At 53.5% G+C, this 1,416-nt stretch carries 2 protein-coding genes; both read left to right on the top strand.

All coding sequences use genetic code 11. The features are described from left to right. A partial coding sequence (locus tag AKL28_RS23585) for an undecaprenyl-diphosphatase (RefSeq protein WP_050470705.1) occupies positions 1 to 448 on the top strand: 448 nt, incomplete at its 5' end. Between the two features lie 60 nt (positions 449 to 508). Beyond that, on the top strand, positions 509 to 1,279 hold the full coding sequence (locus tag AKL28_RS23580; protein WP_050470704.1) for a COG4705 family protein: 771 nt from the start codon (positions 509 to 511) through the stop codon (positions 1,277 to 1,279). Positions 1,280 to 1,416 lie beyond the last annotated feature (137 nt).

The raw sequence follows: 1,416 nt of genomic DNA, 5'->3' as shown, positions 1-1,416 counted from the left end.
GCGAAGAACCATGCTTGTCGCGACCGCAGCTGGTCTGATTGCATTGTTGACGAATCAGTTGATCGGCATGATCTGGTGGCATCCTCGCCCTTTCATGATCGGACTGGGTCACACACTGATCCCGCACGCAGCCGACTCCTCTTTTCCTAGCGATCATCTGTCTCTGTGGTGGGCGGTGGCATTCAGCCTCCTGCTCAATCCATCGTTGAGATTCTCCGGGATTGTTCTCGGTATGCTGGGCATACCTTTGGCCTGGGCGCGTATCTATCTCGGCGTGCACTTCCCGTTCGACATGGCAGGCGCCGCCATTGTGGCGATGCTTAGCACCACTCTCATTCACCATCTTCCTCATGGGTGTTCTGATTCCATCTACAACGTGGCGATCCGTGTTCATTGCCGCGTCCTTTCTAGGTTCATCGTGAAAGGGTGGGTTCGTGGCACCACCTAAGTGAGAGCTAAGTCCAAACACTCAAACTTCTCATCATTCGATTTTAATGAGGAGCGCAAGATGGACAGTCAACACGTCAAGCTCCACGAGTACTGTATGAACAAGGTTCCCGAAATCGTCTTGTCGTTCTGGATCATCAAGATCATGTCCACTACGGTAGGCGAGACCGGGGCAGATTTTCTGGCCTTCAATGTTGGATGGGGACAGGCAATCACAAGTGCGATTATGGCAACCATCCTTGCAACCGTTCTCTCTGCCCAGTTGAAAACTCGCCGTCATATCCCTTGGCTCTATTGGATGAGCGTGATACTGATCAGCATCGTGGGCACCCAGGTTACCGATCTCATGACCGATAGCCTGGGTATTAGCTTGTATGTCAGCACCGGTATCTTTTCGGTGTTGCTCGCCTTGATCTTCTTCATATGGTATCGCGTCGAGCACAGCCTTTCCATTCACCATATCGTGTCGCGCCGCAGAGAGCTTTTCTATTGGGCCGCCATCCTATGCACCTTCGCTCTTGGAACGGCTGCCGGTGACCTAGCAACGGAAGCATTGGGCCTGGGTTTTGCCTGGGGTGTGGTGGCCTTCGGCACGCTGATCGCAATCACTTACCTGGCCTGGCGTCGGGGTAGCAATGCGGTCTCCAGCTTCTGGATTGGCTACATCTTGACAAGACCGTTCGGCGCAGCGCTTGGCGATCTGCTGACACAAAACAAAGCAGACGGCGGCTTGGGAATGGGAACAATGTGGACCAGCGCCTTGTTCCTCGCAGTGATCATCATGTTGGTAGTCGCCGCCCAGGTCGGCACAAGCCGGCAGAGATCAGCCTGAGCGGCTGTGCGCAATCAAACTTCGGCTCGTCGAACTGCTTCAATTTCGAAAGAAGATAGATGAAAACATATTCTGAAAATGTATTGGCAAAAGTGCCGGAGGTGACACTGGGATTCTGGCTCATCACGATCGTAGCC

The organism is Herbaspirillum chlorophenolicum, assembly GCF_001189955.1.
Taxonomy (GTDB): Bacteria; Pseudomonadota; Gammaproteobacteria; order Burkholderiales; family Burkholderiaceae_D; genus Herbaspirillum; species Herbaspirillum chlorophenolicum.
The sequence above is the reverse complement of the archived record's forward strand: the minus strand, read 5'-3'. Positions and strand labels throughout refer to the sequence as shown.

Excerpts from the sequence above, each read along its gene's own strand:
- AKL28_RS23580 (WP_050470704.1), top strand. The coding sequence starts at position 509 with ATGGACAGTCAACACGTCAAGCTCCACGAGTACTGTATGAACAAGGTT.